This window comes from Alkalimonas delamerensis, assembly GCF_030717955.1.
GTDB classification, from domain to species: Bacteria; Pseudomonadota; Gammaproteobacteria; order Enterobacterales; family Alteromonadaceae; genus Alkalimonas; species Alkalimonas delamerensis.
Genome location: NZ_JAUZVY010000002.1, coordinates 236558 through 255327, shown reverse-complemented (window position 1 = coordinate 255327; position 18770 = coordinate 236558). Strand labels below are relative to the sequence as shown.

Below are 18770 nucleotides of genomic sequence, written 5' to 3'. Positions count from 1 at the left end.
TCAGACAGTACTTGCAAGTTCCGCTTCTTTAGCCCACAGTAAGGCTATGCCTTGCCAATGCAACATGGATGGGCTTAAACATCGGAATAGACACTGAATGAATCTGCTCTCAGGCCGTCGTTGGTGCCTGCTTTTTCTATTGATCGCCCCGCTGCTGCTAAAGGCCGAATTGCAGCAAGCCTTTCGGTTATCACCCGACAACGGTTTAAGCCAAGGGCATGTCAATCGACTGCTGCTGGATTCGCGGCACCAGCTCTGGCTGGCGACCGATGGCGGCATGGATCGCTTTGACGGCTTTCGCAGCCGCCCTCTCCCCGCCGAGCTGCTCACCGCCAACACCGTCATCTACGATGCCATGCTGGCTGGCCCCGACAGACTGCTGCTGGCAACCGCCAGCGATGGTTTACTGGAAATCGGGCTGAACAGCCAAAGCCGCCGTCTGCTGCATCAGGCCTCCCCGGAGCTGGCCGACTACCAGGCCGAAATGATTTATTTGATTCGACCAGACCCCATGGGTACAGAGCTCTTTGCCGACTCAACCCGGGTTTTAACCCTCAGCGATGGCGTGCAAGATGTACAATTTACCTTGCCAAGCAAGGATATTCATCAGCACTTTATTCGTGATGTTTTGGCGTTCGAGCACTACCTGCTGGTTGCCAGCTCACAGGGGCTGTGGTTGCATGACCGCCATGCCGGTCAAAGCTGGCAACTGGACTACCTGCCATTTGCCAACAGCGATCAACAAAACAGCAAGGCCCTGGCGGCGGATGACAGTACACTGTATATCGGCACCGTCGAAGGCCTCTATGCGATAGCCAGAGCCGAGCTAAGCAGCCTGGAGCCGGCAGCGCAACGACAGGCAGTCGACAGCAGGGTGTTGTTGACCACAGAAAACATCTGGCGCATTAAAGTCGAGGATGACGTACTGCTGCTTGGCACCAACCTTGGTCTGCTTTCACTGAGTAAAGACGGCAATCAGGTGCAATCCCTGTTTCGCCCCAGTCGCACCCGCTTTGCCTACTACGATGACAGCGTGGTTGACTTCCTGCGCGATCAGCATGGCAATTTCTGGCTCGCCACCCGCGGTGATGGCGCCTACTACTGGCAGCCAGAGCAGCAACACTTTACCAATGTGGTCAATACCGCCACCCAACAGCCGCTGAGCCATGCGCTGGTTTACAGCATCGTCAGCGACGATGAAGCCATCTGGGTGGGCACCCAGAATGGCCTGAACCGGCTGGATTTAACCACCCTGTCTGACCAGGCCTTTTTTGTCGATCCCGACCCTAAAATTGTCGACTCTGCCGCCAGCTTTTACAGCCTGGCGCCCGCGCCAGATGGCGATGGCCTCTGGCTGTTAAACCTGGAGCAAGTCCAGCTGTTTAGCCGCTCGAAGCAACAAGTCACTGAGCTGCCAGCAGCCACCACCGCCGCTTTGTCTGCGACTCCCTACAGCATGGCCATCAGCAGCAGCGGCTACCTCTACCTGCACAATGAGGCTGGTTTCTTCCGGATCAGTCCCAATCTCTCGCTGCAGCCGCTGCCCAAAGCTGAGCAGCATTTCCAAAGCGATTGGGCCAGCCACTGGGTCGGAGAACACCCCACCCAGCCCGGTGTAATGTTGTTTTATGATCAGTTTACCCTCTGGGCCTACAGCGACAATGCTTCGCCAAAAGCCCTGTACCAACTGCCACAAGGCATGCAGCAAAGCAGCGCTTATGTCGAAGGTGTCCAGGTGGTCGGCGATAGTTTATGGTTGCTGTTGCATGGTATTGGTTTGGTCGAGTTGGCACTGGATACACTGGAAGTCCGGCAAGAGCTCTTCAGTCTGGCCCAGTTGCCAACCAACATCCTGTACCGCCTGCAGCGCGATGACCACGGCATGCTGTGGATGAGCAGTCACAGTGGCTTGTGGCGTTTTAATCCCCGTACCGGCAATTTCCGCCAGTTTACCACCCAGCAAGGCCTGGCCAACAATGAGTTTAATGGCTTAAGCGGCACCCGCTTGCAAGATGGCCGCCTGGTGTTTGGCTCGGTGCAAGGCCTGACGCTGTTTCAACCAAGCGATTTTATTGACACCGAAGCAAAACCGCCGCAATTGTTGTTTTCCGAGCTCTCGCTGGTGTCCCGCTCCTTGCCGCCTTTGTTGCAGCCGAAATCAAGCAAAGACCTTGAGCTACGCCACGATGACTACGGCCTTTCGGTGCATGTATCGACCTTCAGTTACCGTCAACAAGCCGATACCCGTTATCGTTTTGAACTAGAGGGGCCGGATCGCCTGCCTGTCCTCGAAAGCCGGGAGCCCTATTTGCTGCTGCCACAACTACGGCCCGGTCAGTACCGGTTGAGCGTTCAGGCCTTTGATCCCCTTACCGAGCGTTACAGTGAGCCGGCCCTGCTTCGATTGCATGTCCAGTATTCAGCCTGGCAAAGCCCGCTGGCCAGGGCCAGCTATGGCTTATTGCTGCTGCTGGCTGGACTGCTTTGGTTGTCCTGGCGTCACCAACAAAAGCGACGCTTGCTGCAACAAAACCAAGAGCTGCAATTGTCCAAAGAGCGTTTACAGCTGGCCTTGTCCATTGCCGACAGCGATGTCTGGAGCTGGCATGGCCAGCATCAGCAACTGCTTCACCCAGAGCGTCTGCAGCTGCTGGGGCTATCGGAGCAAACTGTTCTGAGCTTCGAGCAGTACGCCAGTCGTATTCATCCGGATGATCAAACCGACTACCTGCATGGCTGGCAAGAACTTTGCGATGGCTACAACGATCACTTTCAGCAAGTGTATCGGGTACGGGATAGCAGCAACAAATGGCACTGGTTTAAAGACATTGGTCGGGTGACGCAACGCCTGGACGGTAAGGTGCACGAGGTGTCTGGCATTTACACCAACATCACCGCCCAGAAACTGACCGAGCAGGAGCTGGAGCAGTTGGTCCACTTTGACAGCCTGACACAACTGCCGAACCGCAACTATCTGTTGCAACAACTCGATGAGGTGTTGCAAGGCCCAGGCTCCCCCCTTGTCAGCGTGCTGTTTATCGACCTGGATCGCTTTAAGCACATCAACGACAGCCTGGGACACGAGCAAGGCAATACCCTGTTGCAAGTAGTAGCGGCCCGCTTGCACAGCCAGTTAGCTCAAGGGGAGTTACTGGCCCACTTAGGCAGCGATGAGTTTGTCTATGTGCTGTTAACGGCAGACCCCAGGGTGTTGGCAGAAAAATCCGAACGGCTGCATAGCCTGCTGGCAAAACCTGTGATGCTGGGGCAACAGCAAATCAGCATCAGTTGCTCCATTGGCATTGCCAGTTATCCAGAGCATGCAACGGACAGCTACGAGCTGCTAAAGCATGCCGATGTTGCCATGGCCTATGCCAAACGCCATGGCGAACTGGATCATGCGATTTTTACCCCGCAAATGCCGGAGCGAACCCGGCTGAAGATGCAGCTGGAGTATCAGCTAAAACAAGCCATACTGCAGCAGCAATTGCAAAATTACTACCAACCCATTGTCGATAGCCTGCAAAAGCGCACGCTAGGGGTAGAACTGCTGCTACGCTGGCAGCAGGATGGCAAGATGATCCCGCCGGACCAGTTTATCCCAATGGCTGAAGAGCTGGATCTGATGGCTGAGCTGACCTGGAGCTCGCTGCAAAAAGCCCTGCATGACTTGCAGCAGTGGCACCAGCAGGGTTTTCCGCTGTATTTATCGGTTAACCTGGCTGCCAGTCAACTCAGTTCAAACCTGTTTGCGGATCGACTGGCAGAACTCATTGCAGCCAAAGCGGTCGACCCGTTTTATCTGAGGCTTGAAATCACCGAGTCTTCACTGATGAAAAACCGGCAACAGGCCATTAAAAACATGCACCGGTTAAAGGCCATGGGGGTTCAGCTTTATTTGGATGATTTTGGCACTGGTTACTCGTCGCTGACCTATCTCAAAGACTTCCCGATTGACTTGATTAAAATTGATCGCAGCTTTGTCTTCGACCTGACGCACGACAGCCGCAATGCCATTTTGAATACCATCATTGCGCTGGCGCAGAATATGGCCTTGCCCTGCATTGCCGAGGGCGTAGAAACCCAGTATCAGCTGAACTACCTGCAACAACAAGGTTGCCATTTAATTCAGGGCTATTGGTACTCGCCGCCCCTGCCCAAAAAACGTCTTGAGCAGTATTTGCGGAATGAGAAGGCAGAAAACTAGCGCTGCCAAGTCATGGACTGGCCAGCATCAGTCAGCCACCAACTTTTGCAGCAAGTTGTCCATAACCACTTTTCGTTGCGCCTCATTGGCCATGGAGGTTTCAAACAACTGCGTTGCAGCCGTGACAGCCTGATTCACTATGTTCAATAAACTCTGCTCTTCGGCTTCAATTAAGTTGAACTCGCACAACTCAGCCGACAGGTTGGTTTCCATATCGGCGATAATGCGTTCGAAGTTGGCAGAAAACTCGGTGTTTTCATGCTCTATTTCAAGGACAAGCTTTGCCAGCACTTTGGTGATTGAGCTGATTTTTTGTTGTTTGGCCTGCTCTGCCAGAGCAACCAACATACTGTTAATTCGTGCATCGACACCATTAAGCAATAAACAAATCTGATCTTTTAAAGTGCCGTAGCGTTCTTCATCATCAATCGGCATATTGCGAATTAATACGGTAAAGCGATCATAACTAAAAAACGAAAAACGCTTCCATGAGTACAGCCGCCCTTTAGCACGCGCGGCGGTCATGGATTCGAGCTCAAGCGATGACTTAGACTCATCATCCCGAAAATACAGCGGCTCATGATTGCACAATAATACCACGCTGGATTCCAGTTCAAACTCACGTACGGCGTCAAACATCAGCCGAGCTAGGTCGGCGAAGTCCGAGGCTTGTTGGATCACTTCGTGAAAGCGTAAGATCGCACCCAACTCAGATGAGTTTTTCATCGCATCAAAGGCCATTTTCATGGCGACAGACGCTTGCTCGGACGCGTCAAATTGCTCACGTTTTTGCTGAATCAGCTTGGGGATTTTAAGTTGCAGCTCATGCAAACGCACCGGTTTGACCAGGTAGTCATCGGCCCCGGCCTCATAAGCATGCAAGATGTCCTCATCGGCCATTAAGCCAGAGGTAAATAACACCGGCACCTGCTCGGAAAGCCATTCATCTTTTAACAACCGACAAATGTCATAGCCATTTTTACCCGGCAGATTAATATCCAACATCACCAGGTCGACGGGCTCCACACAGGCTTGTTTTATCGCATCCACCCCGCCTTCAGGAAAGGAGGCAAAATGATGGACCCTGAAGCCCGCCTTCTGCAGGCTATGCACAACTAAGTTCGCAACCTCGGTCTCATCTTCAAAGTACACGATGGTGTGTAAGCAATCCATTTACATCCCCCTGTTTTGTTTGCAAAGCCAAAGCTCAGCCTCTTTGGCAGGCACCGGGCGGCTCCAAAAATAGCCTTGTCCGATGCAACACCCCATAGCAAGCAATGCCTGACGAGTTGCCTCGTCTTCCACACCCTCGGCAATGACTTCCAACCCCAACCGTTTACCCAAAAAAAGGCAGGTTTCGACAATGGCCTTGCTCTCATCATTGGAAGTCATGTCCAACACAAAACTTTTATCAATTTTCAGCTCGCTAAATGGAATACGATGCAGTTGTGCCAAAGAAGAGTAGCCGGTACCAAAGTCATCAATACTAAGCACAAAGCCTTTCATTTTTAAGCGCACAAGGATATCCAGAGCCTGAGCCACTTCATTCATCAAGGCGGTTTCGGTCACTTCCAAATGCAGCTGTTGCGGTTGCAGACCATAGAGCTCCACCTGCTTTTGCAACCACTCAGGAAAATCAAGCGCCGCTAGGTTGATCATCGATACATTGATGCTGATTACCACCGAATGGCCTAACTGTTGCCACTGTTGAAGCTGAGTTAGCCCCAGCAAAATGACCTTCTTAGTTAATTGCTGCATCAGTCCCACGGACTGCTCTGCGATCGGAATGAATCGAACCGGCATAATCAACCCGTAATCCGGATGCTGCCAACGCAACAGCGCTTCAAAACCGACCAATTGCTGCGTATCCAGCTGCACTTTGGGTTGAAAAAACAACTGCAAACCGTTGTCGTCGATGGCTTGGAAAATCGCCGCTTCATCTGGCTGCCAGTTGCTTGTCACGGCATGGTTGGGCTTTACTTGATTTGCGATTAGCTGCTGGATAAGATCGGACAAGGCGGTTAATTGAAACGGCTTTTGCAGGCTCACCACCCGGCTTAAGCTTTGTACTTTAGAGAGCTCCAATGCAGATCGCAGGACGCCTTTATCTTCACCACTCATCAAGACAACTGCGCCTTGATAATGGTGCAATGTCAACTGGCGCATCACCGCTACCCCATCCGGATCCGGCATGTACAAATCTAAGAGGATGGCATCAAACGCCAGAAAGTCATGATCCAAAAAAGCCTGAGAAGCGTGAAAGACGCTGACAAGATAGCCCTGCTTTAACAAAAACTTCGTCAATAAATTCGCAAACTCGATGTTGTCGTCAATCACAGCGATCCGAAGCTGTCCATTGGCAAGCAGTTGCTCCTCATCATTCATGCCGTTAACACCTCACTTATACGTGACAATAAAACCGAGAAAGATACTGGTTTTTTAAGTCGCTGCTCGTACCAAGTCTTGCTTTGTTCATTGGTGATCGAGGATTCACTGGTAAAGCCGCTCATGAGCTGAACTTTTATATCAGGGTAGTTTGCTTTTAATGTTTGTGCCAATTCAAAGCCATTCATTCCCGGCATCATAATGTCCGATAGCAACAAATCACATGGGTGTTGTTCTGCCAGTTTCAAAGCAGCTTCAGCCGAGGATGCCTGCAACACCTTAAACCCAGAGGATTCCAGCAGCATGGCATGCATTTCAAGCAGTTCTGGCTCATCATCAACCAACAAGATGCAGTAGTCGGCAGCCGGTTCATGGCTTACACTGGACGCTTTGCTGTTGCCAAGCGCAGCCGCGTCCTCGCCTGCCAAATGTTCATTGTCTTTTATACTTACTTTTTCAACAATGACCGCATCGCTTACGGAGTGATGCTCGCAAGGAAAGTAGAGAGTAAAGCAAGTGCCCACATCAGGCTCCGATGCCACATCGATCCGACCATGACAGCGCTGCACCATGCCATAGGTTTGTGCCAATCCAAGGCCAGTACCGGCATGGCCTTTGGTGGTAAAAAAAGGCTCGAATATTTTTTTAAGGACATCTTTTGGCATGCCACAGCCGTTATCCTTAAATGAGATGGAAATAAAAGCATCCTCTTTTCTCCCAAGCTCTTTGGCAAGGACAGGACTGTTGAAACAGGCGGTGGTGATGGATAAAACCGCATCTTCACTGCCGGCCATAGCATGATTGGCATTGACCGCCAGGTTAATGAGTGAATTATCAAAAGCAGGCTGCTCCACATTGATGCAGGCCCCGCTTGCGTTTAATGCCAGGGTTAAGGTCACATCTTTGTTTAGCGCCTTTTGCATGAGAGGTGCGAGCTTTTCCAAATGTTGATCAAGACGAAGATGGCTTAAACTACGCTGTTTGGTCGATGAAAAATCCAGTAACTGCGCAATAATGGCAGAAGCACGATCGCTGGCATCCACAATAGGGCGAGCCAACTCCGCTACAGCGTCCGCTTCTTGCTGCAACATTTCGGCATAACCACGGATAATGCCCAAAATATTATTAAAATCATGCGCCAAGCTGCTGGTTAGTTGGCCAACGGCACTGAGTTTTTCGCTGTGCATCAACTGTGTTTGTTGTTGCTTGAACTGCGTCAGATCATGGCAGCACCCGACAAAGTGTTTTTCGTCTCCATAATCAATCTCCGAGATGGATAAGGCAATGGGTATCAGGTGGCCATCTTTGTGCCTTGCTTCTACTTCACGGCCTATGCCAATAATACTGGCCTGGCCTGTTTTTGCGAAGCTTGCCAGATAACCATCATGCAAACGCGCGGTCTGCTCAGGCATCAACATGGAAATGTTATTGCCCAGCAACTCCTCAGGGCTGTAACCAAACATTTTGGTTGTGGCCGGATTCACACTCACCACAGTGCCTTGGGCATCAATGGTCACAACGGCATCATTCAGGCTGTTTAAAGTAGCCGATAACTCCCCCTGAAATTTCTGCGCCTGCAACATAACCGCTTGCTGCTCCGAAACATCATGGATATAACCATGCCAAAGTACGGCACCATTCTCCAGTCGGGTGGGTGTCGCTAACCCCTGGACCCAGAGCTGTTGTGTACCCAGCAGCACGCGGTAACGGCATTGCCAGGTCTCCAGGGTACTGGCCGAATGCTCTATGCTCTGCACAACCCGTTCAATATCATCCGGATGCAATACAGCAAATGCCAGGCTGGCATCAAGACGCACTTGCTCTGGCGTTACGCCATAAATTTGTTGTATCCCTAGGGTACTAAAAGGAAAACAGCTGCTGCCGTCAGGATTGCGTTGAAACTGATACAGCATACCCGGTAGGTGTTTCGTTAGCTGCTCAAATCGCATTTGAGCTTGCTCCAATTGCTGCTCTTGCAATTTTCGGTCGGTAATATCCAACAAGGCTCCGATACAACCTGGGATATCCCCCTCAATAAAATGCCGCACATCCTTAAACCAACGGTACTCATTTTTGTCAGCTACTTTTAGCCGGTACTCCAATAAGGTCTGCTTGGGTGAAGAAAACTCGCTTTCCAACCCTGCCCAGTCCTCTGGATGAACCAGGCTTTGCCATTCAATAGTTCCATCGGATAGCTTATCTGCAGGGAATCCCAAAATAGCATTGGCATTCGGACTGATGTAGCTGAGCACCGGCTTAGGCAAAAACATGCGCTGATAAATCACCACCGGACTTGATTGCAATAAAAATTGCATCTGCGCATCCATGTCTATCATGGCCTGCTCTATTTGAGCTCGTTCGGTCACATCTTTGATAAAAAAGGTAGCCTGCGAAACGCCATCCAATTGTTGCGAGGCAAGGGTTGCCGTAATGCTGAGCACTTTTAGCTCGGCATTCGCTGCTTCAAAGTGGTAACGATGGTCTTTCAACGTTTGCTGCTGCGTAAAAAGCCATCGGAATGGGCTTAGTTCTTTGCTAAGAGTAGGATCGTCAGGCCAGTGTTCAGCAGGCAAGCTAACTGTTGTGCTCGCCGCCTCAATAGACAACCACAGTGCAGCCTGATGATTGCAATAAAGAACCTGGCCTGCTTCATTCAGCAGCAAAATACCCACATTTGCGGCCTGAACCATGCCTTCAAGCAGTTGTTTACGACTCTCAAGCAACTCTCTTAATCGATTGCGTTCCGTGATATCGGAGAAGGTAAACAAATACCAGCCAGCAGAAAAACGGTTGCAGCTAACTGAATACAACAGCTCTTTGCTGCGACAAGCCAGTTGCAATATGTTGGTTTGCTTGTTATGGGTCGCTTCGGTGAGCGTGATCAGTTCATGAAAAAAGCTCGTATTATTTTTACCAAACACCGTGTCTAAGGTGCCTCCTTGCTTGGCAATGGTATCGCGGACTGACGCCGGAACCTGTTCAGCCATGCTAATAATAACGCCTTCCGGATCAGACATCATGTAAATATCATCGAGAAAGGGGATAATGGCTTCCGGGAACTGGTACTCTTCAAGAGGTTCGATAGCTTCTGGTAAGCTCCCTAGCTGAATTTCATCTGCCAGATTATCTGCCAGCCAGGCGATAAATGCTTTTTCATCGAGTAAAAGCGACTTTTTCCGCTCCCCTATCACGCCAAAAGCACCCATGATGAGGCCATCAGAGCGTTTAAGGGCAGAACAGACAAAAAAACACACCTTTTGCTCGCTTGCCTGTTGAAACAGAGCACGATAGGGTGGTTTGGTCAGATCATTTGTAAAAAGGACACTGCTGCCACCGGCAAGCAGATGCAACAAAGTGCCGGGCTGCTTAAACTGATAATGATGCGGTGAGGTGTCCAAAAAAATGTCACCCTGCGCATTGGTCAAAAGAATAAAGATCCCATGTTTGGGAAATAACTGTGTTAACAGCTGATAATACTTTTCGACAAGCACTCTCCCGTTGATAACAGGAAAGCTGTTGGCAAAACGGTCTGAAGAAAAAGTATAAACCGTCATACGCGCCCCCTAAACCTTTAACTGAATTGCTGACAGTGCTGCAAAAACAAGCAGTCATCGATATTCGCAGCCGCTACCGTTTGCCTTGCCATACTGCTATCGGATAACAACTGCCTATCATGTTTTGGCATGGTATTAACCTTTTATGAGTCTCTTTTTGAACGTAATGGCAATTCAAACCAAAACGTGGCCCCCTGCCCTTCAGCAGATTCAAAGCCTATGCAGCCATCCATTTGTGCCATAAGCTCACGACAGATCGCCAGACCCAATCCTGTACCCTCATGCTGACGTGCGTCGGAACTATCGGCCTGACTAAAACGCTCAAACAGTCGTGATTTGAAAGCCTCTGGCACACCCGGGCCGCTATCGGTTACCGACACCCTTACTTTATTCGCTATTTGTTGCCCTTTTAGCTGCACCTTGCTGTCTGCCGGTGAAAACTTAATCGCATTCGACAACAAATTGGCCAGCACTTGCTGCAAACGTTGTCCGTCAACCCGAACGAATAACTCCTCAGCCGGCAGTTCAAGTTCAATATCAATGTGCTGTTCAACACTATAAGTTTGGTGACTATCGACGGCTTGCTGCAACAATGGCTGCAATGGCTGAATTTGCAAATCGAACTCCAGTTTGCCCTGGGTCAGTTTCTCCAGATCCAATAAATCATTAATCAAAAACCGCAACCGCTGGCTATTGTGTCTGGCCAGCCCGATCAGTTTTTCCGCAGGCTTATTCAAGGCCCCCAATTTGCCTGAAGCCACCATGTCTAAGGCCCCGCATATGGCGGTCAGCGGAGTACGTAACTCATGGCTTACGGTAGACACAAACTGGGATTTTTGTTTTTCAACCGCCAAACGTAGTGAGATATCCCGCACCGAACCAACATAATGGCGCACGCCATGCTCGAACATTTCGGTAATTTGCAGCTCCATATCAAATACACTGCCATCTTTTCGCTGGCCTTGTAACTGGCGACCTACGCCAATAATTTGAGCTGGGGCTCCAGCCTGATAGCATTGCATGTAGCTGTCATGTGCCTCACGATGTGGGCTTGGCATCAAAATACTGACATTGTGGCCCAGCATTTCTTCAGCACTGTAACCGAAAAGCTGAACTGCAGCCGGGTTGACCGATTCAATCATCCCGCGCTCATTAATCGTTATAATTCCATCCATGATGGTGTTTAGTATATTTTGCAGCCTTTCGGCTGTGTGCTGAAGCGCTTGCGTCTGAGCTTGCACCTGCCCCTTTAAATCGGTTTCCGCTTGTTTTAATTCTTTAAAGCTACAAGCTAGCACCGCACTTATGTGCAAAAGCGTGTTAATCAGGCTGTCATATTCTTTAATATTCGACGGTTGCAGCAACGCTTCGTGGCCATCAGCAATCTTGCGCTCCAGCTGCTTGCTATCCATTTCTAATTGGCGCAAAGGGCGGCTGATCGCAATACTAAGCCCATGCGACAGTGCAACAGCCCCCAGGAAAATCAGCGTCAACATCATTAATAGCTCTAAGCGTTGAGACTGCAGCGTACGAACCAAAGATTCTGCAGGCAAAAACGCCTGCACCGCCGCCAACGGATCATGCCCTTCAAGCGGCAGTTGTATTCGATAGATGCCTTGCCTCCATCGCTGCATCACCGATCTGGCACTGGATGGCAGCCATATGTCTAAACCGTCTAGGGCAGGTTTAAACTGGCCTTCAGTCAGTTGGCTTAATGCCGCCCTCCGGGAAGCAACAACATCCCCACTCGAATTGACAATAGCAAGACTTATCGCATCATCGACAGGCAGCGCTGCAAGGTAGTTTGCTATCTTTGCAAAGACTCCCGCAGCATCCGTTGCATCGAGATCTGGCTGCATTGCACCTTCGGCTTTACCTTGCCGTTCATCAGCCAACTTGACGTTCAAATGTGTGACGAACTGGCCTGCCCGCTCGTTCAGGCGTTGGTAAACAAAGGTTTCTTGTGTGAATTGTTGGCTGTAACTCTCGTAGATAATCGGCACTGTGCCAGCAAGCAGACTCAGCAATAAACTAGAATGAAATAACAACGCAGGCAGCTCCGCCTTTCCGGTAAAAGCCATCACTTTTTTGTTGGCAAGCTTAGCCAGTAACAGCAACAACCCAGCCATTAAAGTGTTAAAGCAGCCATTAAGCATTTGTTTGAGTGCGATTAAGCCAGTCGCTTCCGAGTTCATGCCAAGCAGACCGTAATAAAATAGCAAAACCAATGGCATGCCTAACACCAACCAGTAAAGCAAATTTGCCAACACCAGGTTGCGCCAGCCACGCTGATACAGCAGTGCCATGGCCAGTGCTTCCACGCTGAAAATCACCAGCGCATAGGGGTGTCCCCATAACACCAGGGTGTACAGCCCACCGGCAAACGCGACCAGTACTGCCGGTACTGTCCCTAACAACACCACCGCCAGCATGACCGCAATAGAACCAAAGATAAAATCCACACCAAAAAACAACGGCAGGCTCAGGTAATTCCCCAGTACCGAGAGTACCGCAAGCAGCAAGGTGGCCAGCACTTTGTTGCGACGGCTGAGCGCTGGTCGGTTTGAATGATTCATGGTATGTCCTTATCGGTGAGCAACGGCAGTTCAAACCAGAAGGTGGCCCCTGCACCTTCGGTGGAGTCAAAACCAATGCTTCCGCCCATTCGTTCTATCAATTCACGGCTGATGGCCAGGCCCAGGCCGGTGCCGCCTTGCTGGCGGGTGTCGGAGCTATCGGCCTGGGCAAACTTTTGAAAAATCCGGTCATGAAACTTCGCAGGGATGCCCGGGCCTTGATCCTGCACACTCACCTGCCCCCTGGCCCCGTCGGATCCTACGGCCACTATAACCTTGCCACCCTGGGGCGAAAACTTCATCGCGTTCGACAGCAGATTGGCCAATACCTGCATCAGCCGTTGGCTGTCTACCCGCACCATCGCCTGCTCATCTGCCTTCTCAAGCACCAGCGAAACCTGCCGCTTGACACCATAGGGGCGGTATTGATCCAGCGCCTGTCGCACAATAGGCAGCAACTGCTGCGACTGCATGTCGAAATGCATCTGACCGGCAGCTATTTTCTCCATATCCAGCAGATCGTTGATTAAATGGTTCAGACGCTCGCTGTTCTTGTGAGCGACGCCTATCATCTGCTGTGCCTTCTCACTTAGTTGCCCGAGCTTACCGGCAGACAAGATCCCCAACACCCCATGGATTGACGTCAGCGGCGTGCGCAGTTCGTGACTGACAGTGGCAATAAATTCATCTTTGATTCGCTCCACCCGCTTGCGCTCGGTGATATCGGTGTAAACAACCAGCCAAACCTCCCCCTGAACCGGATGCGTGAAGGTCGTGCAAGAGACCATGCAATAGAGCTCTGCACCATTAAGCTGCTGCAGTCGCAGCTCCCCTTCCCAGGCACCATGGCGCAGGATGCTGGCGGCGACATCCTCCAACCGACTGGCGTTGGCGTTGGCGTTGCTATCCAATGGGCTGAGCTGCTGCCACGGTCTGTTGAGCAGTTCACCAGACTTGTATCCGAACATTTTCTCAGCGCCAGCATTGGCGTAGATAACGGTTTGACTGCCTGAATCGATGAGCAAAACCCCTCCGTACATCTGCTCCAGCATGCGCGCCTGCAGACGAATGTCGTCTTCCAGTGTGGCATGACTTTTGATTTTCTGGTGACGATAGCGCTCTGGGATCACCGGTGGCTGCTCTTTGAATGCCTGCACGATGTCAAAAACCCCTTCACGGTTGCATCGCGTCAGATAACAGTTGACCGAGGCATGCTGAGTCTCCGGCTCCATCACCACCTTGCCCTGAGGAGCCGTCACACGAACAGTCTTGAGTGCACCAACCAGTGCTTCAGGGGAAGTACTGCCGGCAGCATTGGCTGCGGTGGCAAAAGCTTTCACGCAGACATAAGCGCCTTCACTGAAGTTGGTGAGGGTGCCATTGCCGTGCGGCCAGATACCATCGACATCGGGCATTTGCGCCAAGCGCTCTAAGATAGCCCGGTTGGCATCACTAGCCACGCTCATGAAATAGCTGTTGCTGGAGTAAAACCCCTCCCGCACCTCGGGTGGTAGCTTACTCGCCAGCATCTCGTCGTAGTGCCCCATCACCACGGCGATTTTTGACTTGAAGCCGCGCTCAGAAAAGCGCGTGAGCAAGTTGATCTGGTCCGCACCAGCGAAATAAGGCACAAAGACGTCTGGCGCTGCGGCTTCAATGCTATCAAGCAAGCGTTCAATCGCCTCTGCGCTCACACCAAGATCCAGGTATTCTTCACCAAGCACTGTACCGCCGGACTTCGCCAGGGCCTCTTTGGCAGCCGCAATCGAGCCGCGTGGCCATTCGTAGTTGTTACCGGCAAAAAACATCCGCGGCCCGTATTGCTGGTGCATATAAGGGATCATCCGGTCGATTTGCTGATTCGGCAGCGCGGCAAAGTGAAAGAAATAGGGGCTCTGGATGCTTCCTTCATGAAAGGAGAAATTAAGCATCGGTACCCTGTTCGGTTCGGCAACGCGATAGGCAACAGCGATGCGGGAATTGGACAACAAGTTGCCAATGATGGCAACGCAAGCATGCTGCCCGACCAGTTTTTCAGCGGCTGCAACCGCGCTTTCCGGCAGGCTGCCGTCATCTTCGACCACAAGCTCCAATGGCCGGCCAAGCACACCGCCCTGTTCGTTCACTTCATCGCAAGCCATCTGCGCTGCGCGAACAATTTCAATGCCGTACAGGCTGACCAGGCCGGTCAGTGGCGGCATCAAGCCCAGTTTTACGCTATCCACCTTCATTGCTCGCCCCCTGTAAAACCTTGCTTGCCCCATTCACCCCCAGCCAACGGCAGTTCGAACCAGAAGGTGGCTCCCTCGCCTTCGGTGGAGGCAAAACCAATGCTTCCGTCCATTCGTTTTATCAATTCGCGGCTGATGGCAAGGCCCAGCCCAGTGCCCCCTTGCTGGCGGGTGTCGGAGCTATCGGCCTGGGCAAATTTCTGAAAAATCCGGTCATGAAACTTCGCAGGGATGCCCGGGCCTTGGTCCTGCACACTCACCCGCACTCCGCCATCCTGTCTGTGTGCCATGATCACAACCTCGCCACCTTTGGGGGAAAACTTGGCGGCGTTGGATAGCAGGTTGGCCAATACCTGCTGCAAGCGATCAGCGTCTACTGCAACCCGATAGCCGTGATCAATTTCGTCCAGCACCAAACGTACTTCATACCTGTCAGCATAGCCCTGGTTATCGCGTACGGCCTGTGCCAGCAGCGGAAACAGTGGCTGCTGCTGTATCTCAAAACGCATCTGGCCCGCCGCCAGTTTTTCCATATCGAGCAGATCGTTAATTAAGTAGGTTAGACGTTCACTGTTTTTACAGGCAATAGATACCATTTGCTGTGTTTTTTCATGCAACTGGCCAAATGTACCAGCAGATAGAATTTTCAAGACGCCATGAATCGCGGTTAAGGGGGTGCGCAACTCATGGCTCACGGTCGAAACAAATTCATCCTTGACTCGCTCCATCCGTTTGCGCTCGGTGATATCTCGCGCAGTCACCAGATACTCGCTGGTACCTGCCTGTTCGACTTCAGTGATAGTTAGCTCAACCGGAAATCGACTGCCGTCGCTCCTGATACCGTCGGTTACTCGCCAGTTGACAGGCGAAGACAGAGGGCTTGCGTTGCTCCCAGAAATAGCAAAGGGTCTCAGCGTAGGATCTTTCATTGACTTAATAAGATCAGGCAGCAACCAGCTGATACTTTTCCCTATTAGTTGCTGATGAGAATAGCAAAAGCTCCGTAACGCTGAAGGGTTAGCGTATTTAATTATTCCGATCAAGTCTGTAGCGATGATGCTGTCTTCAATACTATCAAGCAGCACTTGTGTATGTTTTGCTTGCGCTTCGATTTGCTTACTCTTGCGATGTAGAAGAGAAATAATCACGTAAGTGGCATAAGCAACAACGCAACTATAAACCAACACAGTCCATATGCCGGTAGCCCATACCAGTGGATCCGCCGCGTAAGTTGAAAAATCGGGTTTAAAGCTTAATAACCCCATCACCCAGCCGCTACCCAGCAACACCAAAGCGATAGCCAGCCCCCCCCAAATGGCCAACATCCAGCCTAAAGGTAAAAACAAGGCGCTCATCAGGGCGATAAAAACGAAGACAACCTTAGCGTCTGCTGCCGGCCCCAGCCCAACATAGCCGGCAACAGCACCCAGATATAGTAAACCTATCAACAACAGGCAGCGCGTGCGGTATGAAAGCATCTGGCGCAGAAAGACCACACTCCATAAGCCAACCACTATCAGCAGGTGCAACCACATAAAAGAATGCCAGCCGATAGTGACGGCACGCAGGGTGGCAATGCCAATACCAATCGTCGACGACCAGGCAAGCAATAAAGTAATCACATGGAGCATCCTTACCTGCAGCCTGGCAAAGTCCTGTTTCTCTGGGATCACTCGCGGATTGAGCCGCTCCAGTTGTTTTGATATCCAGGCAATGATGATTGTAGCCTCCACTCATTTGCTTGTTGCACCATCAAGTCGGTGATGCACTCAACGGCAGTTCGAACCAGAAGGTCGTTCCCTTGCTCTCGATAGAGTCAAAACCAATGCTTCCGCCCATCTGCTCAACCAATTCACGGCTGATGGCAAGGCCCAAGCCAGTACCGCCTTTTTGGCGTGTATTTGAGGCGTCCGCCTGGGCGAAGCGCTGGAAAATACGATCGTGAAACGCCGCAGGAATGCCTGGGCCATGATCCTGCACACTCACCCGAACCACGCCATCCTTGCGGTGTGCGGTGATCAGCACTTCGGCCCCTTTGGGAGAAAACTTGGCGGCATTGGATAACAAGTTGGCCAGGACCTGCTGCAAGCGGTTTGCATCGACTGCGACCTGATAGCCGTGATCAGCCGCGTCCAGCACAAGACGCACGCCATACCGGACGGCATAGCCCTGATTATCGCGCACAGCCAGCGCCAGCAAGGGGAGCAGGGGCTGCTGCTGTATATCGAGGGACATCTTACCCGCGGCTAATTTTTCCATATCGAGCAGATCGTTGATCAATACTCCCAAACGCTCGCTGTTTTCGTAGGCGATCCCAATCATCCGCTCAGCCTTCTCACTCAACTGGCCCAGCTTACCAGCAGACAAAATAGCCAATACCCCATGAATGGAAGTCAGTGGGGTGCGCAGTTCGTGGCTGACGGTCGCAACAAAGTCGCTCTTTAGTTGCTCAACCCGCAACTGCTCGGTAATGTCGCGGATGGAAAACACATATTGAGTCCCTGATTCTTCTGTATTCGGCACCACAGCGCCATTGATGGAAAGCGTACGAAAGTTGCCATTGGGCCAAACAATATTGTGGCGATAATCAATCACAGATTCTTTGCCGGCTTTTAATTGAGAAAAAGGCAGTTGCTCGGGTGAAATGGGCAAACCTTGCAGATCCGTGATATGCCAGATAGGATCACTGTAACCAATGGAGCCATCTTCAAGCTGTTGTTCTTCAAGCCCCAAAATAGCCGCAGCACCACGATTGACTTTGATCAGCCTGCCATCGTCGCTTAACACCGTAATGGCGGTGATATTGCTTTGAAATATGTTTTCAAGAAAGTTTTTCTGTTGCCGCAACTGCTGCTTGAGTGTGACTTCCTCTGTGACATCGGATTCAATGGCGAGGAAGCCTTCTATCGTCCCAGAGCTATCAAGTAACGGATTGCATTGAATACGGATCCAATAGGGTGTGCCCTCTTTGGTGTAGTTGATCAAATCGGCATCAAAGCCTGCTCCGCCTGCCAATGCCAGGCTGATCTGCTTCACCGTATTGGGGTCCGTATCAGGCCCTTGCAGCACCGCACCGGGTTTTCGCCCCTGCAGTTCAGCCAATGAATACCCAGTGATACGGGTAAACCCATCGTTCACCCATGCCACGTAACCATCACGATCGGTGATAACCACCCCATTGGTGGTTTGGCTTAACACCTGCAACAGACGGGCCAGCAGCTGCTGAACAGTTAGTTTTTGCTGTGGATCCTCACTGCTGTCCAGCGCTCGTCGTAAATATTCCTCAAGCAGGGTGTTTAGCTCACGCTCCACACAATCAGCCAGGTCGCGCAAAGCGTGCTGCGCTTCCTGATCCAGAACCCGCGGCCGGCGGTCAATCACACAGAGTGTACCAATGCGATAACCGCTGGCAGTTCTGAGCGGCGCACCGGCATAAAAGCGGATATGCGGTGCGCCGGTGACCAAGGGGTTGTCGGCAAAGCGATCATCCTTGCTGGCATCGGGCACTACAAAAACATCTGGCTGCAAAATGGCATGGCCACAAAAGGAGATGTCGCGCCCGGTTTCACAGGCATCCAGCCCCTGGCGCGATTTAAACCACTGCCGATCGGCATCAACCAGGGTGATCAGCGCAATAGGGACATCGAACAGCCGCCTGGCCAGCCGGGTCAGCCGGTCGAAGCGCTCTTCAGCCTCGGTATCGAGCACGGCCAATTGCTGCAGTGCCTGCAAGCGTTGTGTTTCGTTATCCGGTAATGGCGGTTTTTGCATAACGAACCCCCAAGATGACTTATGGCATCCCGCTTAGCACGCACAA

General features: G+C 51.5%; 8 protein-coding genes. 1 reads left to right on the top strand and 7 read right to left on the bottom strand.

Features of this window, described 5'->3' with window-relative positions:
* The first annotated feature begins 97 nt into the window (after nucleotides 1-97).
* Entirely contained in the window at nucleotides 98-4207 is a 4110-nt protein-coding gene (locus tag Q3O59_RS05650; protein ID WP_305944649.1) for an EAL domain-containing protein, read from the top strand.
* A gap of 27 nt (nucleotides 4208-4234) precedes the next feature.
* Here the strand turns inward: Q3O59_RS05650 and Q3O59_RS05645 are convergent, their stop codons facing one another.
* From Q3O59_RS05645 to Q3O59_RS05615, 7 genes are all read right to left on the bottom strand, one after another.
* On the bottom strand, nucleotides 4235-5380 hold the full coding sequence (locus Q3O59_RS05645; RefSeq protein ID WP_305944648.1) for a response regulator: 1146 nt from the start codon (nucleotides 5378-5380) through the stop codon (nucleotides 4235-4237).
* On the bottom strand, nucleotides 5381-6592 hold the full coding sequence (locus tag Q3O59_RS05640; RefSeq protein ID WP_305944647.1) for an EAL domain-containing response regulator: 1212 nt from the start codon (nucleotides 6590-6592) through the stop codon (nucleotides 5381-5383).
* A complete protein-coding gene (locus tag Q3O59_RS05635) occupies nucleotides 6589-9990 on the bottom strand; it encodes a hybrid sensor histidine kinase/response regulator (RefSeq protein ID WP_305944646.1) in 3402 nt (1133 codons plus the stop codon). Before Q3O59_RS05635 ends, Q3O59_RS05640 begins: the two co-directional genes overlap by 4 nt.
* 299 nt (nucleotides 9991-10289) lie before the next feature.
* The gene (locus tag Q3O59_RS05630; protein ID WP_369812355.1) at nucleotides 10290-12668 is read right to left on the bottom strand and encodes an ATP-binding protein; all 2379 of its coding nucleotides are present in this window, start codon (nucleotides 12666-12668) and stop codon (nucleotides 10290-10292) included.
* Between the two features lie 50 nt (nucleotides 12669-12718).
* Complete coding sequence (locus Q3O59_RS05625; RefSeq protein WP_305944644.1) at nucleotides 12719-14953, bottom strand: ABC transporter substrate-binding protein; 2235 nt, start codon at nucleotides 14951-14953, stop codon at nucleotides 12719-12721.
* Nucleotides 14950-16218, bottom strand: coding sequence for a sensor histidine kinase (locus tag Q3O59_RS05620; protein WP_305945112.1), 1269 nt, complete (start codon nucleotides 16216-16218; stop codon nucleotides 14950-14952). The genes Q3O59_RS05625 and Q3O59_RS05620 overlap by 4 nt, the downstream gene beginning before the upstream one ends.
* A gap of 487 nt (nucleotides 16219-16705) precedes the next feature.
* Nucleotides 16706-18724 carry an ATP-binding protein gene (locus Q3O59_RS05615; protein ID WP_305944643.1) on the bottom strand — a complete coding sequence of 673 codons (2019 nt, stop codon included), beginning with the start codon at nucleotides 18722-18724 and terminating at the stop codon, nucleotides 16706-16708.
* Nucleotides 18725-18770: the final 46 nt, after the last annotated feature.

Bases quoted from the DNA above. Each gene is read 5' to 3' on its own strand.
- Q3O59_RS05650 (WP_305944649.1), top strand. From the start codon at position 98: ATGAATCTGCTCTCAGGCCGTCGTTGGTGCCTGCTTTTTCTATTGATC.
- Q3O59_RS05645 (WP_305944648.1), bottom strand. From the start codon at position 5,380: ATGGATTGCTTACACACCATCGTGTACTTTGAAGATGAGACCGAGGTT.
- Q3O59_RS05640 (WP_305944647.1), bottom strand. From the start codon at position 6,592: ATGAATGATGAGGAGCAACTGCTTGCCAATGGACAGCTTCGGATCGCT.
- Q3O59_RS05625 (WP_305944644.1), bottom strand. From the start codon at position 14,953: ATGAAGGTGGATAGCGTAAAACTGGGCTTGATGCCGCCACTGACCGGC.
- Q3O59_RS05620 (WP_305945112.1), bottom strand. From the start codon at position 16,218: ATGGGGTTATTAAGCTTTAAACCCGATTTTTCAACTTACGCGGCGGAT.
- Q3O59_RS05615 (WP_305944643.1), bottom strand. From the start codon at position 18,724: ATGCAAAAACCGCCATTACCGGATAACGAAACACAACGCTTGCAGGCA.